Here is a 25,036-nt window from a genome sequence, read left to right on the forward strand (position 1 = left end):
GCTTCACGCGCTCGACCGTCTCTTGCACGGCTGGCATTCTATCCTCCGCTCGCGGTTTCAAGGACCGCGGTGGATCAAACTCGGACGAGTATTACGATGTTTCTGGGCGGAAAGCACGGCTTAGAACCGTTCAACCCGTGTTTCGTCGCTTAGTGCTTAAGTAGGCTATTACCGAGCTTTCGCCAAGCCTCTAACGCCCTGTTGATGTCCTCCGGTTCCGTGGACCAGCCCAGACTGAGACGCACCGCTCCCTGGGCCACGGTCGGGTCATAACCCATGGCCGAAAGGACGTGGGAGGGCTGGACCTTGCCCGAGGAACAGGCCGAGCCGGAGGAGACGGCGACGCCTTCGAGGTCGAAGCCAATCACCGCGGTCTCGGCCTTGAGACCCGGCGCCGTGAACAGGACGGTATTTGGCAACCGCTTCACGTCATCCGAGAAGATCGTTGCGTCCGCAATCGCTCGGATGCCATTTTCCAAGCAAGCTCTGAGGGTTGTCATGCGCTCCGCATCCTCCGGCAGAGCCTGAAGCGCAGCCTTCACAGCCGCGCCGAAGCCGGCGATCCCGGCGACATTCTCGGTTCCGGCGCGGCGGCTCTGCTCCTGTCCCCCGCCCCGCAGCACCGGCTCCAGTCCGGCGATCCCCTCGGCCACCACCAGTGCGCCAATCCCCTTTGGCCCGCCGATCTTGTGCGCAGAAAAGGTCGCAAGGTCGGCGCCTACAGCCTTGATGTCGAAGGGAGTTTTCCCCAGGGCCTGCATCGCGTCGACGTGCAGGAGGCCTCCGGCCTCGTGAACGATCCGTGCCGCCTCGGCGACCGGCTGGAGCGCGCCCGTCTCGTTATTTGCGGCCATGATCGAAACCAGCGCTGGCGGGCCGTCCGTAAGCCGTGCCTTCAGATGCTCAAGGTCGACCACGCCGGAGCGCGCCACGTGGATCAGATCGATAGCGGCACCCTGGAACCGGCCACCTGCCAGCACCGAAGCGTGCTCGACTGCCGAGACCAGCAGCCGCTCGACAGGGCCGCTGGCCGGTCCCCGCAAACCCGGCGACAGGGCCAGCGCATTGGCCTCGGTTCCCGCCGAGGTGAAGACCACGTTCCGCGGCAACGCGCCGACTGCCGTCGCAAGCACGGCACGGGCCTCCTCGACCAATCGCCGCGCCTCCCGCCCCTCAGCATGAACCGACGACGGATTGCCGATCAGCTCAAAGGCCGCAACCATCGCCGCCCGGGCCTCGGGGCGCAGCGGCGTGGTCGCGTTCCAATCGAGATAGACACGGGTCGGCATCTCGCCCTCTTAGCATCTTTTGCCATCCGGCCAATCGGACCGCGGCCCGCGTCAGGCGGGCTGCTGCTGCTCCATTATGGCAGCCGGCCGCGGCGCCGCCCGCAATCCGAACAGCGGACGCAGCCAAGCGATGCGCCGGACGACTTCATAGGTCGCCACACATGTGAGCGCGGTCCCGATGATGACAAGAGAGGCTTCGATCCCAACCGGGATATTGCTGTCGTGCAACGCATGCGCGATCACGATGACCGCGGTCTGATGCACGATGTAGTACGGGAAGATCGCGTCAGTCAGATAGCGCCGCACGGGACTGTCGGCCGTGAGGTGGCGCCGCGCAAAGCCCAGCACGGCGGCGATCGCGAGCCATTGGTAGCAACCGTAGGCCGAGGCGGCGGCCCATTTCAGCGCGGGCGACGGCGCAAACAGACCGGTGCGAACCAGGATGAAGGCCGAGAAGCAGGCGACTGCAGCCGCCAGAGCCGCCCAGCGCTGGCGCTCGACATTGCGCCAAATCCCCTCCTGCTTCGCCAGCAGGAAGCCGGTCAGGAAGGCCGTCGCGTGGTCGGCGTGGTTGAACCAGTCGCCGAACAGCGCATGCGTCGAGGGGAAAGCCGGGAACAACACCAGGCGCCAGGCAACAAACAGCAGGCAAACGACGATCAACAGCCATGGCCCGTCGAGGATAACAGCCAGCTTCCGGCCGAGCCGGTCAGCGCCAGCCGGCCACAGCACAAGCACGCCGATCAAGGCCATCGTGTAGACCCACAGATAGACCACGAACCAGAGATGATTCCAGGTCGGCAACACGATGCAGGGGTTCGGACAGAACTGCGCGCCGAAGGCAAAGTAGTGCCTGGCGTAGAAATCGAAGAAGCCCGCGGAATAGCCGAGGCTCTCGACGATCTGGAGATAGGATTGCGGCGGGACGATCGCGAGCATGCCGAAGCCCAGTGGGATCAAGAGCCGCGCCGAGCGCGCGCGGGCAAGCGCGGTAAAGGTCGACTTGTCGAGCATGAAGCGGGTCGCGACCCCGGACACCAGAAACAGCAGCGACAGCCGCCACGGGTTGAGGAACAGCATCACCGGTTCCAGCCAGGTCAGCCGGTGCGCACTCTTGATGTGAAAGCCCCAGGACACGTAGAGCATGCCGACGTGGTAGAAGATCAAGAGCGCGAAGGCTAAAATCCGCACCCAGTCCAGATCGATACGCCTTTGCGAGCTTTGCAATTGCTGTGGTGTTGTCATGGTTTTCTGTTCCTTGAGGGGACGACAAGCGCGGTTTTCGGGCCATGGCTGACACAGGAAATGCCTCGCCGACGGAGCGCGTCGAGCCGGTTTGGGATCAGAATCGGACGCGAGGGGATGAGCCGCCGGCGGCTGGGACGAATAGCGGGCCTTTTGGGATCAGTGGCGGCGACCGGATGATGTTCGCTGCGATCGCGGCGGTCACGCTTGCGATCGGAATCGTCAATGCGTTTTCGGGCGCTCAGGACGCCGCCTGGCGCGGCGACAGCTACGACATCGGCCGGCGGCTGTTCTGGGAGATGTCGAGCATCTCCGTCATCCTGCTGTTGCTGCCGATACTGGTGCTGGCGGTCCGCCGCATGCGCCGGGCATCCGGCCTCGCCGCCCGCGCAGGCCTCGGGGCGATCACCCTGCTCGGCTTCTCCGCCCTCCACATCACCGGCATGGCCTGGGTGCGGAAGCTCGCGCTCTGGCTCGCCGGCGGCGCCTACGACTTCCGTTTCTCGCTCGCGACGGTCCTGTACGAATTTCGCAAGGACGCCGTGGCCGTTGTCCTGATCGCCAGCACGGTCTGGTTGCTCGAAAGCCGGCGTGAGCTGAAGAGCGCCGCAGTCGCTCCACCGGCGCCACCGGCCCCGCTCCAGCCGTCACCGCCCGACGTGATCTGGCTGCGCGACGGCACGAGCCGCATTCGCGTGCTGCCGCGCGAGATCCTGTGGGTCGCGTCCGCCGGCAATTACATCGAATACAGCCTCGCCGACGGCACCCAGCACCTGATCCGGGGCACGCTGGCGGCGGCGGAAAGCGAGCTGGCGCGCTTTGCCATCGTTCGCGTTCATCGGACCAGGCTCGCCAATCTCGACCGGGTGCGCGGCGTGGACCTCAAGCCATCAGGAGATTTCGAGCTCGCCTTCGACAACGGCCAGTCGCTCGGCGGCAGCCGGCGTTACCGGCCGGCGGTCGCCGCGCTGGGGAGCCGAACCGCCCCGGCGGGAATCGCCAGGGCCGATCAACCGGTGATCCATAAACGGTCGTGATTCCAATTAGTTGAGCGCTGCCTCCGGCGAAGCGGACGGCTCCTGCCTCGGCCCGGTTGAATTCCGGCAGTCGCGGTCATGGGAAGCTGGCCGGAGATAACGCTGACATGACCGGCTAAGCTCTTGAGTCGATTGAGAGATGTCGAAGAAGCTTGCTTTTTGACCCTTGCCTCGTGTTAGAAGCGCGCGTCAGTTCACCCGCGCGCCACTCGCGCATCATCCGAGGGCGCGCTCTCCACCTTTCATCCGTGCTCTCGTCGGCGGCCACGCAGTGAGAGCCCCAATCGGACGATTGCGCAGGGATCACCTCCAAGGGACTCAATCAGAGACATCCATGCCTGAAGTCATTTTCACCGGCCCTGCCGGCCGCCTCGAAGGCCGCTATCACCCGGCCAAGCAGAAGAACGCGCCGATCGCGATGATCCTGCATCCGCATCCGCAGTTTCACGGCACGATGAACCATCAGATCGTGTATCAGTGCTACTACGCCTTCGCGCATCGCGGTTTCTCGGTGCTCCGTTTCAACTTCCGCGGCGTCGGCCGCAGCCAGGGCTCGTTCGACCACGGCACCGGCGAATTGTCGGATGCCGCCGCAGCGCTGGACTGGGCGCAGACCATCAATCCCGAAGCGCGCGCCTGCTGGGTCGCCGGCTTCTCGTTCGGCGCCTGGATCGGCATGCAGCTGTTGATGCGTCGCCCCGAGGTCGAGGGCTTCATCTCGATCGCGCCGCCGGCCAATCTCTACGACTTCTCGTTCCTTGCGCCCTGCCCGTCGTCGGGCCTGATCGTGCATGGCGAGAAGGACGCGGTGGTGCCGCCCAAGGACGTCAACACGCTGGTCGAGAAGCTGAAGACCCAGAAGGGAATCGTGATCGACCAGCAGATCATCCCCGGCGCCAACCACTTCTTCGACGCCAAGCTCGAGCCGCTGATGGAGACCATCACGGCGTATCTCGACATGCGTCTGGCGAACGTGCGCTGAGGCTTTTTGTCGCCCGGATCGAGCGAAGCGAAATCCGGGAGGGCCCATCCGCAGACGCAGGGCCCCGGATTGCGCTGCGCTCCATCCGGGCTAGGTAAGCAACATGCTCAGCTCAGGCCGCAAGCTTGAGCAGATGCGCGTCGTGACGCACGAGGAAGGCGCGCAGCAATTGCGGATAGTCTTCACCAACAGCAGTGCGCACGCTCGGACGCTTCGCCAGCTCCGCTCGCCAGGCCCGCACCTTCGGCACGTCGCGGAAGATGCCGTGCTCGGTCAGTTCGTCGAACAGGTCGAAATAGCGGAAGACGGGCGCGAACACGGCGTCGACCAAACTGAACTGCGAGCCGGCGAAGAACGGGCCTGCGCCAAGCGCGACTTCAACACGCGCGAACTTCGACACCAGCGCCTGACGCTTGGTCTCGAACGTCGCCGGATCCGTCGTCGTCTCCAGGCCCCAGAGATCGCCGAGGATCGCCGAGCCGAACTCCATCCAGGCGCGGTGGCCGGCGCGCTTCAAAGCATCCGCCGGGTGCAGCCTCGCGCCGCCTTGGGTCTCCTCGATGTACTCGCAGATCACATTGCTCTCGAAGAGGACGAACTCACCCTGCTCCGTCGTCACCACCAGCACCGGCACCTTGCCGAGCGGCGACAGCTTCAAGAACCAGTCCGGCTTGTTGGCGAGATCGATATCGACCCGCTCGAACGGCACGCCCTTCTCCTTCAGCGCGATCACGGCGCGCTGCACGTAGGGGCAAAGCTTGTGGCTGATCAGTTTCAGTGACGCGGTCATGGCATTCCTCGCAATAGATGCAATTACATGAACTTTTCATGCGATTGCATCTATGTCAAGGATTCCAGCAAGCGTCCCTGATGGCCGGACCGTCACTTCATCGGCGCCGTATCGCCGTCGATCAGATCGGCTACACTGTCGTGCAACGGCTTGTTGTCGATCACAAAAAACAAGCCGCCGCGACCGTTCTGGCTGCTATCGCAGCCCGGCGGGTTCAATGCTCCCTGCTGATTCAGATCGCCAAAGATAACGTAGCTGTGACCGCCCGCGCTCGAGACCCCGATCTTCGCGTGGTTGGACGGCGCATTCAGTTTGATCGGCTGGTCTTTCCATGCGCCCGTCAACGCGATGGCTACCGGCCCAGGTTTCTTGTCCAATTCGAACGGCTCCAGGCACTTCACCTTCGAATTCTTGTTGGTGGAAGGAATTTTGGGTTTGGTCCACCACGTCGCGCTTCGCTCTGCGGTGCCGCTGAGGATGGCCGATACGACCTCCCATGGAGGTGCGGTAAGACTCGCCGTCTTGGCAATCAGGATGACTTTGGTCGACAGATCCCGGCGCGTGAAGAAATCTCCCGTCGCGGTGGTGCTCGGCTTTTTCTTCTTCGGAAGTTCACCGAGTTCGCCGACCAGTTCCTGAACATCATCAGGACCGCCGTTTCGAACGATCTGCTTTTTGGTCGGATCGGTTGCCACGCCCGCCGCCTTCAGGCCCTTGAGAACCTCGACCAAATCGTCCTTGGTCAGCTTGAGCGCAAAGAAATGCTGGCTGGCCAGCAGATTGTTGTTGCTGCTGATGCATCCAAGAGTGTTGCCGGCCTTCCGAACGATCCGGTTGCTGCCCGAGCCCGGCCATGACGGCGTCGAGACCTGCATGACAAAGCCCTCGCCTGCATCGTTCCAGGCGAGCAACCCCTTGGAATGGCCCCATGGTGAGTTGGCCGATTTGATCGGGTCGCCGTAGAACTGATCGTTCCAGATCAGGTAGAAGAAATTGCCGTTGTAGACCTGATCGAAGGTGGCGCCGACCGGATCGGTGGTCGTGGCGCCGACGCAGCCCTTGCCCTGGCTCAATTTGCTTGCGCTGCTGCTCGCAAACGCGAATTGCTGTCCGAAGCGATCCTTTGCCCGTACTTTGCCCCCGAAGATACAGGCACGCGGTCCCTCGACGGGACCACAACCAGCGAACGACTTCTGAGCATTGAATTTGAAGGTGAACCACCAATCAACTGGTTGACCACCTTTTTCGAGCAACGGACGCGGCACGTCCTCGACGCACCACGCCGAACCGCCGGCGACTGTGAGCGCAAGGCCCAGTAGAAGCTTGATCACCCGGAGCCGCAACGGCCGCCAAGCCCCCGCAGCACGCGCTTCAGCCGGCCTCATTTTTCTGCGTCCCGGCCGTCGCTCCGCCCATCCTCCCTGCAGTGGAATTCGAGCCCTTCCTGCTTCTCGGACGTCTGGGCTCGGCATGGGCTCAGTTTTCCTCTTCGGGCTTTTTATTCCCTTCGTCAGGCGACCCATCGCGGTCCTGATTCTTCGGGAGCGCGGCTTTTCTTCCAACTTGCTGCTTGGGGTTCAGATCGGAGTTGTCCCTTGGGAATATCGCGGCCACGATGCGCTCGATCGTGTTGAACAAGAAGTCGGTGCTGTAGCCTGCAACGAAACCGAGCGCCGCCGAGCTCAAATGCAGAGTATCGCCGCTATCACTGTCGACGAGATAGTCGACAAACAGGATGATCGCGCCGCCAGAGATGGCGCCCAACAGCACGCGATTGAAGTATTCCGGCTTGCGTCGCAAGTCGAAGCAACGCTGATAGATGAAATAATGCGCCGATCGCAGCAGATAGGCGCAGGAGCCGAGGGCGCCGTACCCCCAGGGCAGAAGTATCTGCGCCAGGTTCCGCTCCCAGGCATATCGCGTGGTGTCTGGATCAAGACCCCAGTAATAAACGAGGCATTCCCCGGTCAAGATCGCTACCGCGATGACAATCGTTACGAAGGAAAACCGCCGCGTAAAGCGCAGCGCCGGAGAATTGCCGATCAGGCGATTCCACCACGTCTCCGATTCGTCCGAGATCGAGGTGATGGCGCGCGTCGCATCTAGCGTCTCCGCCGTCACCGGACTCGCAAAAACCGCGAGCCGGTAATAGGCGCGCTCCAAATCGTTCCAGTCGGCCGCCGAAATGCTGCGCCCGGGTTGCGGCGCTGTTCCATCGCCTGTGGCCAATATCCCGAGCTTGACGGCGGTCCCCTGGATGACTTCAACCGCATCGAGCGGCACTGTCTCTCCGCTCGCAGATTGGAAACCAGTGCTCAGCACATATTCGGACAGCGCCAATGCACCGTCGATTTGGCCGCGCGTGTAGCTGCTTTCGAGCGTGACGACGCCTTGGGACTGAATAGCGCCCTGCGCCGGCGAATTCACTTCCGCCATGGGAAATCTCCGCCACCCAATAATGCACTTTTGAAATTCCTCAATCCTAAATTGAAAATTTCTACAAGTCTAGCGAGTATTCCTCTTTCCCGAGCCCATTAGGCCCGTTGCGCGGTCATCTGCAGAAATAGCCCGAGTGCGCCCGCTCGTTCAGGGCCTTGCGATCACCCCGCCGGTCATCGGCATCGGCACGCCCGTGGTAGCGGGATAGGACAACGGCAGGCCCTTCAGGCCGCGGACGGCGAGGAAGCCGAAGGCCTGGGCCTCGATGGCGTCGGAAGCCCATCCCAGGGTCTCGGCGGCCTCGACGGTCGCCGAGCCCACGCGCTCCCGCAGCATCCGCAGCATGGTGAGGTTGCGGGCGCCGCCGCCGCAGACGATCCAGCTCCGCGGCCGCCGCGGCAACAGTGGAATGACGCGGGCGATCGCCGCCGCGGTGAAGGCGGTCAGCGTCGCGGCGCCGTCGGCCGGCGCGACGTCGCCGAGCTTGAGCGCAGCGAAGTCGTTGCGGTCGAGCGATTTCGGCGGAGGCAACGCAAAGAACGGCAGCTCCAGCGCGCGTGCGATCCAGGCCTCGTCGACCTTCCCGAGCGCTGCGAACTTTCCTTCCGCATCGAACGCCTGGTTCATGGTGCGGTACATGAAATCGTCCAGCAGCGCGTTGCCGGGGCCGGTGTCGCAGGCGATCAGCGTGTCGCTGTCGATATAGGTGATGTTGGAGACGCCGCCGATATTGACCACAACGATCGGCCCCTCGCGGTCCAGCGACTGCGCCAGCGCGCGGTGGTAGACCGGTACGAAGGGCGCGCCCTGCCCGCCCGCCTCGACATCGGCGGCGCGGAAATCATGCATCACGGGAATATGGATCGCTTTTGCCAGCGCTGGCGCGTCGCCGATCTGCACCGTCAGCCGCTTTTCGGGCCGGTGCAGCACCGTCTGGCCGTGGAATCCGACGATGTCGATGTCCTCCGGCCTCATGCGGTTCTGGGCAAGGAAGGTGGCCACCGCCTCCGCATGGGCCCGCGTCACCACGCGCTCGGCCTCGGCCAGAACGCCCGGCCGCGCATCGCGTTGGGTCAAATGCACGGCTTCGCTCAGGGCCTGACGCAGCAGATTGCGCTCCGCAGCATGATAGGCCCGGTAGCCGGTCGGCCCGAATGCCTTCACTTGTTTTCCATCGGTTTCGATCAGCGCGACATCCGCCCCGTCCAGCGAGGTGCCGCTCATCAAACCGAGTGCCGTCAACATCATGGATCAGCGTCCTCAAGACCCGTTCCGGCATGCCGATCTTGTGCCAGAGGGACACATCTTATAATGCCACAGCGCCAAGTGGCGGGCAGCAATCGGGTTCCCACGCCAGACCCTAAAATTGCTCCCAAAACAGTAAACCAAGAATTGTTGGGCATGCCGACAGATGACTGCATTTAAATCGGATTTCCTCAATATCCTGCAGGAACGTGGCTTCATCCACCAGTGCTCCGATTTCGAGGGGCTGGACGCGCTCGCCGCCAAGGGCGAAGCGACCGCCTATGTCGGCTACGATTGCACCGCCCGCTCGCTGCACATCGGCAACTACCTGACCATGATGATGCTGCACTGGCTGCAAGAGTCCGGCAACAAGCCGATCACGCTGATGGGCGGAGGCACCACCATGGTGGGCGATCCCTCCGGCAAGGACGAGACGCGCGCGATGCGCACCGTCGCCGAGATCGAGGACAACAAGGCCTCGATCCGCGGCGTGTTCGCCAAGGTGCTGCGCTATGGCGAGGGCAAGAGCGACGCCATCATGCTGGACAATGCGGAGTGGCTGACCAAGCTGAACTGGATCGAGATGCTGCGCGACGTCGGCCGTCACTTCTCGGTCAACCGCATGCTGACCATGGACTCCGTGCGGTTGCGCCTCGAGCGCGAGCAGGAGATGAGCTTCATCGAGTTCAACTACATGGTCTGCCAGGCCTACGACTTCGTCGAGCTCGCCAAGCGCACCGGCTGCAAACTGCAGATGGGCGGCTCGGACCAATGGGGCAACATCATCATGGGCGTCGATCTCGGCCGCCGCATGGGCACGCACCAATTGTTCGCGCTAACGACGCCGCTTCTAACCACGGCCTCGGGCGCCAAGATGGGCAAGACCGCGCAAGGCGCGGTGTGGCTGAATGCCGACCAGTTCAGCCCCTATGATTTCTGGCAGTACTGGCGCAACACCGAGGACGCCGACGTCGGCAAATTCCTGAAGCTGTTCACGACGCTGCCGATCGCCGAGATCACGAAGCTCGAGGCGCTCGGCGGCTCGGAGATCAACGAAGCCAAGAAGGTGCTCGCAACCGAGGCGACCGCCCTGCTGCACGGGCGCGACGCAGCAAATGAAGCAGCGGAGACCGCGCGCCGCACCTTCGAGGAAGGCGCACTCGCCGAGAGCCTGCCGACGGTGGAAATTCCGCGCGGCGAGCTCGACGCCGGGCTCGGCGTGCTCACCGCCTTCGTCAAGGCCGGCCTCGTCGCCTCGAACGGCGAAGCGCGGCGGCAGATCAAGGGCGGCGGCCTGCGTGTGAACGACGCGTCCGTCACCGACGAGAAGATGGCGCTCTCGGCGGCCAATCTGACGCCGGAAGGCGTGATCAAGCTGTCCTTCGGCAAGAAGAAGCACATCCTGATCAAGCCTGCATAGGCGTATGAGCTTTTCGCTGCTTGTCAGGGCGCGAAGATGCGCGCTCCCTGACCGGCAATGGATCAGAACACGCCCAAGGAAACGTCGAAGGAAACGTCGAAGCAAGCGTCGAGGGAACACGCTCGCAGCACTGGGCGAGGCGCTGTGCGCACCGCGCTCGTCGTGCTCGCGCTGTGCTTCACGCTGGCGGTCCTGGGCCGGGGCTTAAGCGAGAGCTTCACCGTCTTCCTCAAGCCGATCTCCGAAAGCTTCGGCTGGGACCGCGCGCAGGTCGTCTCGATTTATTCGCTGACTTGGCTGATCAGCGGACTGACCGCGCCGCTGGTCGGACGGCTGTTCGACCACTCCGGACCCCGCGTTGTCTACGCGCTCGGACTGTTCCTGCTCGGCTCGGCCTTCCTGATCGCAAGCCAAGCGCACGCGCTCTGGCAATTCCAGCTTTCGATCGGCCTCTGTGTCGGCATTGGCGTTGCCTTCATCGGCAATGTGCCGAACTCGATCCTGCTCGGCCGCTGGTTCGGCCCCAAGCTGCCGACCGCCATGGCGGTGGTCTATTCGGCGATGGGCGGCGGCGTGCTGGCCCTGCTGCCGGCCTCTCAGCTTCTGATCGATCATCTTGGCTGGCGCGAGACCTACCAGGTCTATGGCCTCGCTGCGCTCGCGCTGCTGGTGCCGCTGCTGCTCCTGCCCTGGCGCATGTTCGCGGCCGGCTCGCCACACGTCACCAAGAAGAGCGATCCGGATTTCGTCGACAGCGGCTGGACGCTTGTGAGCGCGATGCGTCACCATGCCTTCTGGGCCCTGTTCTCGACCTTCTTCTTCACCGCCGTCGGCATGTATGCGATCGCTGCGCAGATCGTGGCCTACCTGATCGACGCCGGCTTCCCGCCGCTCCAGGCTGCGACGGCCTGGGGTTTTTCCGGCGTCGTGCTGGTGTTCGGCATGTTGGGAGTGTCTGCCCTCGACGGGATGATCGGGCGCCGGCCCTCGGTGCTGCTCAGCTACGCGATCTCGATTCTGGGCATCGTCCTGCTCTGGCTGCTTCAGTATTATCCTGATGTCATCCTGCTCACCGGATTCGTCGTCTGTTTCGGCAGCATGATGGGCTCGCGCGGCCCGCTGATCACGGCAACCGCAATGAAGATCTTCCGCGGCAAGCGCGTCGGCACCATCTATGGCACCATCTCGATCGGCAGCGGGCTGGGCTCGGCCTTCGGCTCCTGGAGCGGCGGCCTGATCCACGACGCCACCCACGGCTACAATGCGCTGCTGGTCTTCGCACTTGCGAGCGTCGTGCTCGGGATGATCCCGTTCCTGATCGTGCCCGCCTTGCGGCGCTAGGTTTCCCAGAGGTAACTAGAGTTCATTCGTGTCACCGGGGAACTACGGGCGGACGCGACGCGTATACGCTCAAGAATGCGGATGACACGAAAATGTCAGTATGGAATTGATCCCAAGTGTCTTGCGAGGCGGAACTGAATGAAGTCCAAGTCGCAGCATTGGATGGAGGCAAACCAATGAACTTTCCCTATCTCGCTCGCTATCAACCGGTTCTCCTGAGCCTGTTCCGCTTCATCACCGGCCTCTTGCTGTTCCAGTACGGCGTCGCCAAGCTTTTCAAGTTTCCGGTGCTGCCCTACTTCGCCGACATCCCGCCGCTGATCTACGCGGCCGGTGCGCTCGAGCTTGTGCTCGGCGCGACGCTGATGCTCGGCCTGTTCACCCGGTTCTCAGCATTCATACTGGCGGGCGAAATGGCCTTCGCGTACTTCATGGGCCACATGCTTAAGACCGGGACGCCGGTGTTCCTGCCGCTGCTCAATGGCGGCACCGCAGCGATCCTGTTCTGCTTCGCCTGCCTCTATCTCACCGCAGCCGGCGGTGGCTCGGTCAGCGTCGATGCGTTGACGGGCAAGGAGAGCGATGCGTCGGGCGGCGCCTATGCGCGGCGCTGACGCGCTTACAGGTTAACCTGCAAGCAGGACGGCACCGGCAAATCTGCCGGTGCCGATTCAGCGCGCCCCCAGCACGTTCCAGATGAGGACGAGGGCCGCCACGAGCAGCACGGACATGACGATGCGGTGAGCGAATCGGTTCACTGCCGATCCAGCTGGGCTCGACCACCACCAAATTCCGACATCATTTATCTCCGCGATTTGACGCGCCACGCGCAAGCGAGGCACGTTCGGCCTGCATGTTTGCGCACGCGGCTGCGGATGCCGCACGCGGCGGCACGTCGCATGCGTCCATTCATGATTAGTAAGAACTTCATGCTACCGACGCGAGCAATGACAACCATTCCACCGAGGCTGCGATGAAGCTGCTGAGTCACCTCAAGATCCGCACCAAGCTTGCCAGCATGGTCTGTCTCGCCGCGCTCACGGTTGCAGCCATCATCGGGGTATCGTCCGTCCTCAGCAAGAGCCGCATGATGGAGGACCGCGTCCAGCAGATGCGGACCGCCGTTGAGCTGCTCTACAATTATGCGCAATCGCTGCAGGAAGAAGTTACCGCCGGCAAGCTGACATTGGCCGACGCCAAGGCCCAGTTCCACCAGCGCGGCCGCCGCATGAACTTCAACGGCAACCAGGGCTACCCCGTCGTCTACAATCCCGACACGTCGATCCTGGTGAACGGCGCCAATCAGCAGCTCGAGGGTAAGATCACCGGGGCCAAGGACTCCAACGGCGTCCTGATCGCCGACGCCATCATCAAGGCCGGCAGCGAAACCGCGCAGGGTGGGGTGACCTCCTATCTCTACCCCCGCCCCGGTCAGACCGAACCTGTCCGCAAGACCGTCTTCGCGCGCAAGTTCGCGCCTTGGAATGCGACCATCAGCTACGGTCTCTATGTCGATGACATCGACGCCGACGTGCGCGCACTGACGCTGGAACTCGCGGCGATCGGCATCGGCCTGATGCTGCTGATGGCGGCACTGTCCTGGCTGATCGCCCGCGACGTGCTCAGCGCGCTCGACCGCCAGAAGAACCGCATGCAGAAGATTTCCGAAGGCGCGATCGACAAGCCGGTCGAGGAAACCGACCGCGGCGACGAGATCGGCCGCATGGCCGAGACCCTCGAAGTGCTCAGGCAGACGGCGTTGACGGCGCGCGCGCTGGAAGCCGAACAGGCCGCCACCAAGACGCGGACCGAGCAGGAGAAGCGCGACGCCCTGATCGCGCTTGCCGACCGCTTCGATGCCTCCGTCGGCCAGCTCGTCGGCCTGATGGCCTCCGGCTCCGGCGAGCTCGAGCATACCGCCAAGTCGATGTCCTCGACCGCCGAAGGCACCAACCGCCGCGCCGCATTGGTCGGTTCGGCCGCCACCGAAGCCAGTCAGCGTGTCCAGACCGTCGCGGCGGCCGCCGAGGAGCTCTCCTCCTCCATCACCGAGATCAGCCGCCAGGTCGCCCAGTCCGCAGAGGTCACGGGCCGCGCGGTCGATAGCGCGCGCCGCACCGACACGATCGTGCGTGCACTCTCGGACGGTGCCCAGCAGATCGAGCACGTCGCCGAGCTGATTTCCAACATCGCCGCCCAGACCAATCTGCTCGCGCTCAATGCCACCATCGAAGCCGCGCGTGCCGGCGAAGCCGGCCGCGGCTTTGCCGTCGTCGCCTCCGAGGTGAAGTCGCTCGCGAGCCAGACCGCGGAAGCGACGCGTGAAATCGGCGACAAGATCGCGCAGATCCAGGGCGCGACCAAGGAGGCCGTGGACGCCATTGGCGGCATCACCGCCACCATCGAGGAGGTCAGCCGCATCGCCACCTCCATCGGGGCCGCGATCGAGGAGCAAGGCGCCGCCACCGCCGAGATCGCCCGCAGCGTCTCGCAGACCGCGGAGGCGACCAAGGAAGTCACCACCAATATCGACGGCGTCTCGACCGCCGCCAACGAGACCGGCAATGCCGCCGGCATGGTGCTCGCCGCGGCCAGCAACCTCTCCAAGCAGGCCGAACAGCTCTCCGGCGAAGTCGGGACGTTCCTGGCAGGCGTGCGCGCGGCGTAGGCGGCGCAACACACTCCCGGCGCTTGCTGTCATGCCCGGGTTTGTCCCGCACGCGGGACAAGCCCGGGCATGACGCCGGAGACAGCCGCGCCCGCTTCTACCGCCGCGTAAGGCTGCAGCCGCTCGATAGCTGACGCGTCGATCCGGTCGAACCGTCATTCGACTGCGACGGAAATTCCTCGAACGGCGAGTTCTGCTTGCCGGTGTTGAACTCGAAGATCTTGCGGAACACGCCCGGCACCATGGCCGAGACCGGATTGACGCGCATCACGGGCGCGGCCGGCGTGCCGACAACCTCGTAGGTCACGCCGATCAGTCCCTCTTTATCGCCACCACCCAGGAACAGCCCGAGGACCGGAATCTGTCCGAACATGTTGTTCAACCCGTACATCGGCACGAAGGTGCCGCTCATGCAGACCTGGTTGCCGGGATAGTCGATCGAGCCCTCGATGGTGGCGCCGATCATGGGCCCCTTGACGACACCGTCGCGGATCGTCAGCGCGCCGTTCTGGCGGGTGAACTCGGCGCGCAGCGCGCTGAAGGAGACGCCGTTGCCGGTGCCGTTGGGCGCGCCGGCGGCAACGCGTTCGAGCTGCGCCTCGCCCTTCACCGTGAAGTCACGGACGTTGATGAGGCCCTCGCGCGAAGTGGTCGGCTCCGACGTCGGCGGCTCCATCGCCACCACCATCTGGCCGCCGACCGCCTTGGTGTAGGTGTCGGTGAAGCGCAGCAGCGCGCCGGCATCGTTGGTCTGGAGGTAGATCACCTCGCGGCTGCCCTGCGCACGCCCGCCACGCAGATCGGCCGCCACGGGCGTATCGCGACCGATCTTGCCGCTCAGGCTGAAGGCCTTGATGGCGCCGTTGCGCTTCGACATCTTGGCATCGACGCTGCGCATCGCCTCGCCGTTGAAACCCGCGACGGCACCGAGCTTCACGTCGATGTCGAAATCGACGTTCTTCATCTTGTTCTTGGAATCGTCCTTCGAATTGCCTGAAATCGCCGACTTCAGGAAGCCGCGGCCATCGAACACGTCGCCGCGCATGGTGCCCCTGATGACGCCGTCCTGACCACGCTCAGCCCTCAATGAGGTCTTGTCGCCGTCAGACGGCGAATAGGTCGGAAAGTTCACGTTCATGAGGTCGCCATTCGCGTCGACCTCGAGCGAGCCCTTGATCGAGGCGCCGCCGCCTTCGATGACGATGTCCTCCAGGCGCGTCGTTTGCGCCGTCGGTACCACCTTGAAGCTGGCCTTGCCCGACTTGCCCGGAAGCTTGACCCAGCCAGGCAGGACGTTGTCGAGCCTCACCGCCGTCAGGTCTGCCTCGACGCCGAGCTTCGTCGTCTGGTCGGGACCGCCGGCGATCTTGCCCGAGAGCTTGATCGGCAACGATCCGCTGACGGCGTTGCCAAGATCGAATCCCAATCGCGCCCGGCTCGCATCGTCCAGCGTCGCCTGCAGCCTGACGTCGGCATCGCCTTCGGTCGGCTTGCGATAGTCGAGCGAGGCCGCCTGCCCGTTGATCTTGACGTCGCCCTTGACCTGATAGCCCTGGTTATTGGCGACGATCTTGAGATTGTTGGCTTCCAGCTTCTGGTTCATCACCAGCTTGTCGGCGGCAAAGCCGTTGAGGTCGGCGGTGACGGCATAGAGGGTGTCAGCCTTGGTCAGCTCGCCCTTGACCGGCAGGCCGAGCTGGATGTTGGCGGTGAACGTCCCCTTGCTGGTGTTGGGATCGACGACGGTCGACGATAGATCGCTCAGGCGATCATTGGCCAGCATTTCAGCCGCCGCGGGCACTGGTCCCTCGACGCGAAACTTCGTGCGCGACGGCGACGGTTTGGGCGCCATATCCGGCACCTCGAAGGTGAAGTCGGAGATCGCGATCTTGCGACCGGCAGGCGTATCGGCGATGCCCTGGCCGATCGTCACGGTCGCGGTGCGGCCGGTCACGCGCGCCTTCAGATCGGCATCGTGCACGGCAGGCATGCCGTCCACGGGACGGACCACGACACCGCTCGCCACGATGTTGACCGACAGGCCGTCGTCGGGAATCGGCGGGCCCTTGCGCGGCAGGTTCTTGGTCGGCGAATTGATGCCGATCTCGATGCGCTGGAGCGTACCGCGCTCGATCCGCTCGATCACCCATTCGCGCAACTCGGGAACGACGAGCGTCGGCCACATCCGCTTCAGTGCGGAGGCCGACATCGGCGTTCCGGCAAAGCCCAGCGTCAGGCGCGGCTCGCCCGAATAGTCGATCGCACCGGTGCCGGCGACGCCGATCTCGCCATTGCTGATGTCGGCCTGCGTCAGCAGGAAGCGCTTGTGGTCGGTGTCGAAGCGGAAACCGATCGCGATGCGGTTGAAGACGAGCGGCGGCTCGTTGTCGATGCCGCCGAGCAGGATCGACCCGCCGCTGAAGCCGAGCTGCCAGTCGTTGACGGTGCCGTTGGGCGGCTCGAGATGGGCCAGAAGCGTCAGCCGGTTCGCTCCCGACAGGATCTTGAACGGCGCGACCAGCACCCGCCGGTTGGCGTCCCACTCGACATTGATCTCGGCCTGGTCGATCGCCATTGGATAGTCGGGCGTGTCCGTGTCGATGATATTACCCGCGCCGACCACGATCTTACCGCGGAAGAAGGTCGGCACGCCGTCGCGTCCGAGCTCGCCCGTGAGCTCGCCAGTCAGCGGCAAATCGGCGGTATAGGTGAGGTCCTTGACCCGCAGTGCCAACAGGATGTTGGAGGTCGAGACCTTGTCGGCCTTGATGTCGATCGAGCGCACGCCGTTCTCGGTCGGACCGATCGTGGCCCGTAGCATCCAGGGGTGCGCGCCCTCCTCGCCGAGGCTGAGTGTGACGCCGCCGCGACTCGGCCGGCGCAGGCTGAGCGTGATGTTCTCAAACGACCATTTGCTGCCGCGCTGCTGATCGTCGACGATCAGATTGCCGTTCTTCAGACCGATCTCGTTGAGGTTCTGGCCGTCCAGGCCGGTCATGCTCAGGCTGTCGAGCCAGTCGAGCCCCTGAAGAATGCCGCTCTGCGGGGGCGCCTGGGGCGCGGCCTGGGAGGTGGCTTGTGATGGATCCTGGCTCGCCGGCGCCGTGGCGAATGGCGGCGGCGGGACGCCGTTGCGCGGGAATGTCGGCGGCAAGCCCGCATCCTTCTTCGAGGCGACGCCGGTCGCAAGCGGCTTTGCGGTGTCGCCGGCGGACACGGTGACAGTGCCGTCGGGCGCGATGCGGATCGCGAGCTCGGCATCGACGAGATTGAGGCTTTCGGCGCGCAGGTGCCCCATCAGCAGGCCCGCCCCCGACAGCTTCACCTCAGCCTTCGGCGCGCTGGCGACGACGGCGTGATCGCGATCGCGGACGACGATGTCACGGATACGGACGGCGATGCGGATCCGCCCGGCCCGCTCGATCTGGGTGCCCCCGATCTCAACCGTGTTGCCGTGACCAATATTGTCCTCGATCGCGGCCGCCAGCCACGGCGTTGCGATGTCGAGATTGATGGGACCGGCGCCGAGTCGCCACCACAGCGCAGCGAAACAGCCGGCGAAGATGACGGCGAGAGTCCCGACGACAAGGACGAGACGCTTCAGCCAACGATCGGCGGCCAGCCAACGGCGCAGCGCGCCGAACCCGTCGCCAAAACGATGAAGGCCCGAGCTGGAACGCGACAACAGCCGGCGCGCGCGATGGCCCGCGGCCGCCTCCTGATCCGGATCCCAATCGGCGTCGTCCCATTCCTGCGGCTGTTGCTGACCGCCGCGCCGATCGAAGTCCCGATTGTAATCCTGGGGCGACTTATTCCTTGCCATTGCCTCTCGATACAAGCGCCCGTCATGAGATTGAGCGCCGCCGGGACCGCAGCCGTCCACGGGAAGCGGAGCTCCCTGCGCCGGCATTGCAGCCAAACCTCGAATATTCCTGCTGTTCGTCATTTCGCCCCGGGAGCGCGTTCAACGAGCAGTCGGGTGGTGCGTGGAATTCCTTGTAACCATACTCCGGCGTCGTCAGACTTGCCCAGCCGAGGGCGCGATTCCGGGACGCCGGACGAGAGCTGCAATACCGTTTCGGTTGACCCGCCGAAAGCGTCGAAAGGAAGGCGTATGTCCAAGAAATCCCAAAAGAAATCGCCCAAATCGCCCTCCGGCAGTCCGACCGCTAAAAAGAAGACCCTGAAAACGCGGGCACCGACTCGAACAACGCCCGCAAAGACGCCGCGGGCGCCGGCGAGCAAATCAACCGGGACTCTAGCAAAAGCAGGATCACATAGGGCCGCATCGAAACAGTTAAATTCCTCCAAATCGGCGTCCTCGCCCACGGCGGCGAAGTCCGGCCTGGCCGAAGGCCGCAAGGCCCCCGCCTTTCGCCTGCCCCGTGACGGCGGCAAGGAGGTCACCTTGGCGGACTATGCCGGCCAAAAGCTCGTCCTGTTCTTTTACCCCCGCGCCGACACGCCCGGCTGCACCCGCGAGGCGATCGACTTCACCCGCCTCGCCAGCGCCTTCGCGGCCGCCGGCACCGCCGTGCTCGGGGTTTCCGCCGATCCGTTAAAGGCCCAGGAGAAGTTCCGCGACAAGCACGGCCTCGGTGTCCCCCTCATCTCGGACGAGCAGCACAAGATGCTGGAAGCCTATGGTGCCTGGGGCGAAAAGTCCATGTATGGCAAGACCTTCCTCGGAATTCTTCGCACCACGGTGCTGGTCGGGGCTGATGGCGAAGTGGCCAGGATCTGGCGCAATGTCCGGGTCGACGGTCATGCCGACGCGGTGCTGGAAGCGGCAAGAAGCCTTTAACCAGTCCTTTAAATTCGCCCGTTCCCGTTTCCGGAAAATTAACCATGACCGGCCCAGATTGCTGCGGCAATTAAGGCCGTACGGACTCATCCGACCGGCGCGGGAGTGCCGATGTCGAAAAGTTCTGCCCAATATTCGCAGTACCCCCAACATCATGCTCACGACCACGGCCGGGCCTTCCAACGCCGCCCCGCGGTTGCGGCAGCTGTAGCAATCCCCCTTCCCGCGACCGACGACGCCTACACCATCGTCCATGCCGGCAAGCAGGTCCGCTTCGGGCCCGTGGTGTTCTGGATCGTGGTCGGAACGGTGGTGTTGCTCGGTCTCTGGTCGGCGGCGACCGCCACCTATTTTGCTTTCCGTGACGATGTTCTGACCCGGCTGATCGCCCGCCAGGCCGAGATGCAATACGCCTATGAGGACCGCATCGCTGAGCTGCGCGCCAAGGTCGATCGCACCACCAGCCGGCAGTTGCTCGACCAGGAACAGTTCGACCAGAAGCTCGACCAGATCATGAAGCGCCAGACGGCGCTGGAGTCCCGGGCCACGGCGCTCGGGGCCATGCCTGACGTGACCGGCTCGATTCCCCGCGCGACTCCGCAGCGCGGCGATGCGAGCCAGATCACGCCAAAACCCTCGCCGATCAGCGATACCGTCATCTTCGTGGCGCCGCCGGACCGCGAGGCGCGGCTCGAATCGCGCGCGCCGGCCGTTGCGGCACCGCCGACCTACCAATTCGCGAAGCACCAGGGCTTCGACAATGTCCTGGTCCGACTCACCACCTCGCTCGATCAGGTCGAACGCCGTCAGATGGCGGCGCTCAGTGCGGTCGAGGAAAGCATGGATTCACGCATGCGCCGGATGCGCGGCGTGGTCAGCGATCTCGGTCTCAGTCTTGCCAATCTCGAAGCCGCCGTGCCGCGCAACGCAATGGGCGGGCCGTTCGTTCCCGTCAAGCTGACGGCCAATGCCGGGCCGTTCGAGAAGCAGCTCTTTCGCATCAACGTCACCCGCGCCGAGATGGACCGTCTCAACCGCACGCTAGCGCTGGTGCCCTACCGCAAGCCCGTCATCGGCGAGGTCGAGTTCACCTCCGGCTTTGGCGTCCGCAGCGATCCCTTCCTCGGCCGGCCCGCGATGCATACGGGGCTAGACTTCCGCGCCACCACCGGCGATCCGGTTCGCGTCACCGCCAATGGCAAGGTCGTTTCCGCCGGCTGGTCCGGCGGTTACGGCCGCATGGTCGAGGTCGATCACGGCAACGGGCTTTCGACCCGCTACGGCCATCTCTCCGAGATCAATGTCAGGGTCGGCGAGACCGTGAAGATCGGCCAGGTCGTCGGTCTGGTTGGGTCGACCGGTCGCTCCACTGGACCGCATCTGCATTACGAGACCCGGATCGAGGGCGAAGCCGTGGATCCGCAGAAATTCCTGCGCGCTGGCGTGCGCCTCAGCGCGGGCTAGGCCCGCATTCCTCAGGTTCGGCGCGCGCAGCTCTTAACGTCGCCCGCCACCCATTCCGCCTCCGGGCCCGCCGAATCCGCCACCACCCATTCCACCGCCCGGCCCCATCGGTCCGCCGGGTGATCCCATTCCGCCTGGGCCTGACGGACCACCAGGTCCCGTAGGCGCAGAACCTGGCGTTGCCCCGGATGGCGATCCCGGCGCGGGCGCGCCGGGCTGACCGCCCGGATTGGGCGTGGTGCGATTCGGATGCAGGATCGAGCCGCCGGGCGACCGGTTGGGATTGCCGCCGCCGGATGGAGCTGCGCCAGGTGCCTGACCGATGGCCTGCGCCGACTCCACCTGGAAGCCGCGAGAACGGTCGAACGCGCCGTTGACCACCATGCGCGCTTCGCCGGCGGTCGGCCCGAAACGCGAGCCGTCGCGGGCCACGAAGCCGGAGCCGAGCTGGAGGTTGGCGCCTGCGCGCTGCACATAGGCTTCGACCGACAGCCGGCTTGCGCCGACGAGATCCGAGAAATCATCGATCCGCGTGCGCGCCGCCTGCATCGCGCCCTGGCTCACGCTGCCTTCGATCTGGACGCGCTGGCCGACCAGCAGCGGATCGACATTGTTCAGTTTGAGCCCGCCAATTCGCAGGCCGTCGGGCCCGCGCTCGACCAGGCCGGTCACACGCTCGGTCGCCGCGCGTCGCGGCTCGACCAGGCTTGCGACGACCACGCCGTCGCTCCGGCGCAGACCATAGACGGCCACGTGCGTGCCCGGGCGAAGCTTGCTCTCCTTGTCGCCCGCGACGATTTTCTGACCGAGCACCATCAGTTCGTTGCCTTTCACCTGCTCGATCCGACCGGCAACCTCGCTCGCGATCGTGATATTGCGCGTGACGAGCGTGCCGTCGGCCTGACGGACCGCGACCACGCGCGCAAGCTGGCCGATGCGTAGCGCCTTGGCGCTCGCCGCCTCGCCGTCGATCCGCACCGGCACGTCGCTGGCATAAGCGATCCGCTCGCCGTTGACGTAGATGCTGCCGAAGCGCTGTATGACGCCGACGATGCCGGTACCGCCGATGCCATGATCATCGCCGCGCGTGATCCCGGTGCCGCCGATGCCCTGGTCGGTGCCGCGCTTGACCTGCGCCCGGGCCATCGCGGTGCCGGCGAGCCAAAATCCTGTCAGCAGCAAACGGCGGGAGATCAGCGGCGGCCGGCTCACGAAGCACCACCTTCTTTGCCGGCTTCTTTGGCCTCGCGCTCCTCGTCAGCGTCCTCGCTGTAGATGTAGATGCCGAAATTCCAGCGGGCGTCGCCGCCCTTGTCCTTGGCGAGCGCGCGATTGGCCTCGCGGTTGGCGGTCTTCAGCGCGTCCATGGCGAGCTCGCGCGAGCGCGCCTCGAGCTTCCGTGCGAGCTTCGCCGAGATGTTGTTGTAGTGTACCGCGCGTTCGAGGAAGCGCGGCCCATCGGAGACGTTCTGCGCGGCGGCCGCGATGTGGTCGTGCAGATTGCGGCCGAGATAGTGCCACTTGCTGTCGTCCTCGCCTGAGGGGACGAAGGCGGCCTCGACCAGCTCGATCTCGTCGGCTTCGTTGATGGTGACGAGCTTGCGGTCGATCCATTCGTCGAGCACCGCGCGCGGCCGCACGTCCTTGGTGACGGAGGCGACCAGCTGCTCGAACGACGGCCCATCGCCTTCCGCCGTACGCGGCAGCGCCAGCGGCTCGCCCTTGGCGTCGGTGAACTCGGGCGCGGCCAGCCAGCGCGCGATCACCGCGCTGGTCAGCGACACAGCCGCCGGCGCCTCGTGCACCGGCGCCCCCGCGCCGCGCAGCCGCGCCACCTCCTTGCGATGGATGCCGGTGAGCAGACTGACGCGACTGTCGGTCTGCTCTTTCCCCTCCAGCGCGAAATCGTGCTCGGCGACGTTGACGAAGAGCTCGCGAAGCAATTGCGCCAATGCCGGGAAGGTCATGCCGCTGCGGATGCAGAGCCGCACCAGCGGGCGCAGCAGCCGCGCCAGCGGCGCGTGCAGCTTTGCGGCGGCATTCGGCTGCGGAGCCGCTGCTTTGGACCCGGGTTTGGCATTCATGTCTGAATTGTACCATGCCTTATGTGGGACACAATCCCACATTTTTTCGCTCGATGATTGACGTGGTAAATTTTCCCACATATACGAGACGCCACTGAGGGCGCGACGTAAAGGGACACGACACCCATGGCTGACCGCTTGGTCCGCATTTCCAGTTCACCGCGTGCTGTGCCGGCTTCCGACTGGGAGCGCGGCGCGATCGAACCGATGCTGCCCGCGCTGTTGCGCGGCGTGATCTTCATCTCGGTGCTGGCTGCACCGTTCGTCGCAGCCCTTCTGGCAGGCTGACCGCCATCATGCATCACACCAGCGACAATCCGCGCCGCCCGTCGGTGCTGCACATCTTCAAGATCTATTATCCCGACCTGTTCGGCGGCACGCTCACGGTGATCCGTGACATCTGCGCGAGCCTGAAGGACGCCTTCGCCTCCGCCGTGCTGGTCTGCTCGCAATCGCCCGAAAAGCGCGAGATCGTCGTCGACGACGTGCCGGTCGAGCGCGTCCGCTCGTTCGGCAATCTGTTGTCGCTGCCCGCCGCCCCCACCTATCCCTGGCGTCTCTGGCGGAAGATCGCCGCGCACGATCTGCTCGCGCTCCACGCGCCCTTCCCGCTCGCCGATCTCGTCTTCGCGTTCGGTTTCGGCCGCAAGCGGCCGCTCGTGGTGCATTGGCACGCCGACATCGTCACCCATGCCGGCCTGCGCTGGTTCGTCGAACCCTTGATGCGGCGGACTTTGCAGCGCGCCAAGGCGATCGTCGTCTCGGACCACGTGCTGGTCGACAACACGCCGCTCCTGCGCGAATTCGAGGACAAATGCCACGTGGTGCCGTTTGGCATCGACACCTCGGGTTACGACTGGCCGAAGATCGAGCCGCACCACGTCAATGATCGCGGCCGGCTGGTGCTCGCCTGCGGCCGGCTCGTGCCCTACAAGGGGTTCGACGTGCTGGTCCGTGCCGCAGCCGCACACAATTTCGAAGTCTGGATCATCGGCGAGGGCACCGAGCGACCGCGCCTGGTGCAACTGATCGAGGAGCTCGGGCTCGCAGAGCGCGTCCGTCTGCTCGGCTCGGTCAATGATTGCGAGCGCATCAAGCTGATGTGCCTCGCCGACGTCTTCGTGATGCCATCCGTCACCAATGCCGAGACGTTCGGCCTTGTTCAGCTGGAGGCCATGGCCGCAGGCCGCCCGGTCGTGAACACGGCGCTCGACACGGCGGTGCCGCGGGTCGCCCGCCACGGCATGGAGGCAATCACCGTGCCGCCTGGCGACGCTGAAATGCTCGGCGAAGCCATCGACATGCTGATCCGCGATCCCGAACGCCGCCGCCGCATGGGACTTGCGGCGCGCAATCGCGCCCTCACCCGATATTCGGCCACGGCTTTCAAGCAAGGCATGGAGACCGTCTACCGCGACGCCGTTGCCGCGCCATGTGAGCAGCGTTCGGCGAGCGCCGAGCGGCCGCAGGCCCCCGGCTGGCTGGACAGCGTCCGGATCGCGGCGACGCTAGCTTGGTCGGACATGCGCCACCGCTACGTGCGCTCACTGCTCGGCCCGTTCTGGATGTCGCTCCAGATGGCGATCGTGGTCGCGGTGCTCGGCTCGGTGATCGGGCAGATGTCGAATGCCGACGTGCTGTCGCGTCTGCCCATGCTCGCGCTCTCGATGACGGCCTGGACCTTTCTCAACAGCGTGGTGCTCGATGCGACCACGGCGCTGCAGAACTCTGCGAGCCTGATCCGTGACCGTGCGCTGCCGCCGGTCATCTTCCTCCTGCAATGCACGTTCCGCCAGGGACTGTTCGCGCTTCATAACGCCTGCGTGCCGCTGGTGCTGTGGCTCATCCTGTCGCCCCACGACCTCTCTCACGCGCTGGCGGCACTCCCCGGCCTGCTGCTGTTCGTGGTTTGCACTTTCGCCCTGAGCCTTGTTCTCGGCGCGATGGCAACGCGCTATCGCGACCTCAAGCCGATCATCGAATCGACGCTGATGCTCGCCTTTCTCGCCTCGCCCGTGATCTGGTCGTCGGACATGATCAACCACCGCTCGACGGTGATGCGGCTCAATCCGCTGACACATCTGTTCGCGGTGTGGCGCGAGCCGCTGGTGGGCGGCCAGGTCGATCCCGTGAGTATTGTCTACGTTCTCGTCGCGCTGGTATTGCTGGTCATTGCGAGCATGCTGACGCTGGTCCACCTGCGCAAAGCCGCATTCTGGATCTGACGC

Annotated in this window: 19 protein-coding genes; 10 read left to right on the forward strand and 9 right to left on the reverse strand. The window is 64.7% G+C overall.

The genetic code is table 11. The annotated features are described in order from the left end of the window. Positions 1–149: 149 nt before the first annotated feature. On the reverse strand, positions 150–1,289 hold the full coding sequence (locus UNPA324_RS01970) for a cysteine desulfurase family protein (protein ID WP_141933187.1): 1,140 nt from the start codon (positions 1,287–1,289) through the stop codon (positions 150–152). A 51-nt stretch (positions 1,290–1,340) separates the two neighbouring features. Then, positions 1,341–2,534 (reverse strand): acyltransferase family protein, encoded by a 1,194-nt coding sequence (locus UNPA324_RS01975; RefSeq protein WP_141933188.1) that lies wholly within the window; start codon positions 2,532–2,534, stop codon positions 1,341–1,343. A gap of 176 nt (positions 2,535–2,710) precedes the next feature. Here UNPA324_RS01975 and UNPA324_RS01980 point away from each other — a divergent pair, with 176 nt between their 5' ends. Both UNPA324_RS01980 and UNPA324_RS01985 read left to right on the forward strand, forming a co-directional pair. Next, positions 2,711–3,571, forward strand: coding sequence for a LytTR family DNA-binding domain-containing protein (locus UNPA324_RS01980; RefSeq protein ID WP_245471895.1), 861 nt, complete (start codon positions 2,711–2,713; stop codon positions 3,569–3,571). A 334-nt stretch (positions 3,572–3,905) separates the two neighbouring features. Beyond that, positions 3,906–4,553, forward strand: coding sequence for an alpha/beta hydrolase (locus tag UNPA324_RS01985; RefSeq protein WP_024337874.1), 648 nt, complete (start codon positions 3,906–3,908; stop codon positions 4,551–4,553). 112 nt (positions 4,554–4,665) lie between these two features. On the opposite strand, the gene UNPA324_RS01990 is transcribed toward UNPA324_RS01985, so the two are convergent. The 4 genes from UNPA324_RS01990 to UNPA324_RS02005 form a co-directional block, all read right to left on the reverse strand. Next, a complete protein-coding gene (locus tag UNPA324_RS01990; RefSeq protein WP_141933190.1) occupies positions 4,666–5,343 on the reverse strand; it encodes a glutathione S-transferase family protein in 678 nt (225 codons plus the stop codon). Between the two features lie 92 nt (positions 5,344–5,435). Further along, positions 5,436–6,728, reverse strand: a complete 1,293-nt coding sequence (locus UNPA324_RS01995; RefSeq protein ID WP_181769258.1) for a deoxyribonuclease II family protein — start codon at positions 6,726–6,728, stop codon at positions 5,436–5,438. A 91-nt stretch (positions 6,729–6,819) separates the two neighbouring features. Beyond that, on the reverse strand, positions 6,820–7,779 hold the full coding sequence (locus tag UNPA324_RS02000) for a hypothetical protein (protein ID WP_141933194.1): 960 nt from the start codon (positions 7,777–7,779) through the stop codon (positions 6,820–6,822). 150 nt (positions 7,780–7,929) lie between these two features. Further along, a complete protein-coding gene (locus tag UNPA324_RS02005) occupies positions 7,930–9,030 on the reverse strand; it encodes an anhydro-N-acetylmuramic acid kinase (protein ID WP_141933196.1) in 1,101 nt (366 codons plus the stop codon). Between the two features lie 163 nt (positions 9,031–9,193). Between UNPA324_RS02005 and tyrS the strand changes: the two genes are divergently transcribed. From tyrS to UNPA324_RS02025, 4 genes are all read left to right on the forward strand, one after another. Continuing rightward, the gene (gene tyrS / locus UNPA324_RS02010) at positions 9,194–10,447 is read left to right on the forward strand and encodes a tyrosine--tRNA ligase (protein WP_128921975.1); all 1,254 of its coding nucleotides are present in this window, start codon (positions 9,194–9,196) and stop codon (positions 10,445–10,447) included. A 57-nt stretch (positions 10,448–10,504) separates the two neighbouring features. Further along, positions 10,505–11,788, forward strand: coding sequence for an MFS transporter (locus UNPA324_RS02015; protein ID WP_128921976.1), 1,284 nt, complete (start codon positions 10,505–10,507; stop codon positions 11,786–11,788). A 176-nt stretch (positions 11,789–11,964) separates the two neighbouring features. Further along, positions 11,965–12,402 (forward strand): DoxX family protein, encoded by a 438-nt coding sequence (locus tag UNPA324_RS02020; protein WP_128921977.1) that lies wholly within the window; start codon positions 11,965–11,967, stop codon positions 12,400–12,402. 359 nt (positions 12,403–12,761) lie between these two features. Next, entirely contained in the window at positions 12,762–14,456 is a 1,695-nt protein-coding gene (locus tag UNPA324_RS02025) for a methyl-accepting chemotaxis protein (RefSeq protein WP_141933198.1), read from the forward strand. A gap of 97 nt (positions 14,457–14,553) precedes the next feature. Here the strand turns inward: UNPA324_RS02025 and UNPA324_RS02030 are convergent, their stop codons facing one another. Then, on the reverse strand, positions 14,554–18,366 hold the full coding sequence (locus UNPA324_RS02030; protein ID WP_181769259.1) for a YhdP family protein: 3,813 nt from the start codon (positions 18,364–18,366) through the stop codon (positions 14,554–14,556). Positions 18,367–18,570: 204 nt separating this feature from the next. Here UNPA324_RS02030 and UNPA324_RS02035 point away from each other — a divergent pair, with 204 nt between their 5' ends. Then, positions 18,571–19,260 (forward strand): peroxiredoxin, encoded by a 690-nt coding sequence (locus tag UNPA324_RS02035; RefSeq protein WP_141933202.1) that lies wholly within the window; start codon positions 18,571–18,573, stop codon positions 19,258–19,260. A gap of 111 nt (positions 19,261–19,371) precedes the next feature. Beyond that, positions 19,372–20,724 (forward strand): M23 family metallopeptidase, encoded by a 1,353-nt coding sequence (locus UNPA324_RS02040; RefSeq protein WP_181769260.1) that lies wholly within the window; start codon positions 19,372–19,374, stop codon positions 20,722–20,724. Positions 20,725–20,757: 33 nt separating this feature from the next. On the opposite strand, the gene UNPA324_RS02045 is transcribed toward UNPA324_RS02040, so the two are convergent. Together UNPA324_RS02045 and UNPA324_RS02050 are read right to left on the reverse strand one after the other, a co-directional pair. Further along, complete coding sequence (locus UNPA324_RS02045; protein WP_128921981.1) at positions 20,758–21,936, reverse strand: DUF5666 domain-containing protein; 1,179 nt, start codon at positions 21,934–21,936, stop codon at positions 20,758–20,760. Beyond that, entirely contained in the window at positions 21,933–22,808 is an 876-nt protein-coding gene (locus tag UNPA324_RS02050) for a DUF6502 family protein (RefSeq protein ID WP_128921982.1), read from the reverse strand. The genes UNPA324_RS02045 and UNPA324_RS02050 overlap by 4 nt, the downstream gene beginning before the upstream one ends. 126 nt (positions 22,809–22,934) lie before the next feature. Here UNPA324_RS02050 and UNPA324_RS34915 point away from each other — a divergent pair, with 126 nt between their 5' ends. Further along, positions 22,935–23,096: a hypothetical protein gene (locus UNPA324_RS34915; RefSeq protein ID WP_164936584.1), complete on the forward strand. Its 162-nt coding sequence runs from the start codon at positions 22,935–22,937 to the stop codon at positions 23,094–23,096. An 8-nt stretch (positions 23,097–23,104) separates the two neighbouring features. Next, positions 23,105–25,033: a glycosyltransferase gene (locus tag UNPA324_RS02055; protein WP_128921983.1), complete on the forward strand. Its 1,929-nt coding sequence runs from the start codon at positions 23,105–23,107 to the stop codon at positions 25,031–25,033. Positions 25,034–25,036: the final 3 nt, after the last annotated feature.

This window comes from Bradyrhizobium sp. UNPA324 (assembly GCF_006658635.1).
GTDB classification, from domain to species: domain Bacteria; phylum Pseudomonadota; class Alphaproteobacteria; order Rhizobiales; family Xanthobacteraceae; genus Bradyrhizobium; species Bradyrhizobium nanningense.

Excerpts from the sequence above, each read along its gene's own strand:
- UNPA324_RS01970 (WP_141933187.1), bottom strand. The coding sequence starts at position 1,289 with ATGCCGACCCGTGTCTATCTCGATTGGAACGCGACCACGCCGCTGCGC.
- UNPA324_RS01975 (WP_141933188.1), bottom strand. The coding sequence starts at position 2,534 with ATGACAACACCACAGCAATTGCAAAGCTCGCAAAGGCGTATCGATCTG.
- UNPA324_RS01980 (WP_245471895.1), top strand. The coding sequence starts at position 2,711 with ATGATGTTCGCTGCGATCGCGGCGGTCACGCTTGCGATCGGAATCGTC.
- UNPA324_RS01985 (WP_024337874.1), top strand. The coding sequence starts at position 3,906 with ATGCCTGAAGTCATTTTCACCGGCCCTGCCGGCCGCCTCGAAGGCCGC.
- UNPA324_RS01990 (WP_141933190.1), bottom strand. The coding sequence starts at position 5,343 with ATGACCGCGTCACTGAAACTGATCAGCCACAAGCTTTGCCCCTACGTG.
- UNPA324_RS01995 (WP_181769258.1), bottom strand. The coding sequence starts at position 6,728 with ATGAGGCCGGCTGAAGCGCGTGCTGCGGGGGCTTGGCGGCCGTTGCGG.
- UNPA324_RS02000 (WP_141933194.1), bottom strand. The coding sequence starts at position 7,779 with ATGGCGGAAGTGAATTCGCCGGCGCAGGGCGCTATTCAGTCCCAAGGC.
- UNPA324_RS02005 (WP_141933196.1), bottom strand. The coding sequence starts at position 9,030 with ATGATGTTGACGGCACTCGGTTTGATGAGCGGCACCTCGCTGGACGGG.
- tyrS (WP_128921975.1), top strand. The coding sequence starts at position 9,194 with ATGACTGCATTTAAATCGGATTTCCTCAATATCCTGCAGGAACGTGGC.
- UNPA324_RS02015 (WP_128921976.1), top strand. The coding sequence starts at position 10,505 with ATGGATCAGAACACGCCCAAGGAAACGTCGAAGGAAACGTCGAAGCAA.
- UNPA324_RS02020 (WP_128921977.1), top strand. The coding sequence starts at position 11,965 with ATGAACTTTCCCTATCTCGCTCGCTATCAACCGGTTCTCCTGAGCCTG.
- UNPA324_RS02025 (WP_141933198.1), top strand. The coding sequence starts at position 12,762 with ATGAAGCTGCTGAGTCACCTCAAGATCCGCACCAAGCTTGCCAGCATG.
- UNPA324_RS02030 (WP_181769259.1), bottom strand. The coding sequence starts at position 18,366 with ATGCCGGCGCAGGGAGCTCCGCTTCCCGTGGACGGCTGCGGTCCCGGC.
- UNPA324_RS02035 (WP_141933202.1), top strand. The coding sequence starts at position 18,571 with ATGTCCAAGAAATCCCAAAAGAAATCGCCCAAATCGCCCTCCGGCAGT.
- UNPA324_RS02040 (WP_181769260.1), top strand. The coding sequence starts at position 19,372 with ATGTCGAAAAGTTCTGCCCAATATTCGCAGTACCCCCAACATCATGCT.
- UNPA324_RS02050 (WP_128921982.1), bottom strand. The coding sequence starts at position 22,808 with ATGAATGCCAAACCCGGGTCCAAAGCAGCGGCTCCGCAGCCGAATGCC.
- UNPA324_RS34915 (WP_164936584.1), top strand. The coding sequence starts at position 22,935 with ATGGCTGACCGCTTGGTCCGCATTTCCAGTTCACCGCGTGCTGTGCCG.
- UNPA324_RS02055 (WP_128921983.1), top strand. The coding sequence starts at position 23,105 with ATGCATCACACCAGCGACAATCCGCGCCGCCCGTCGGTGCTGCACATC.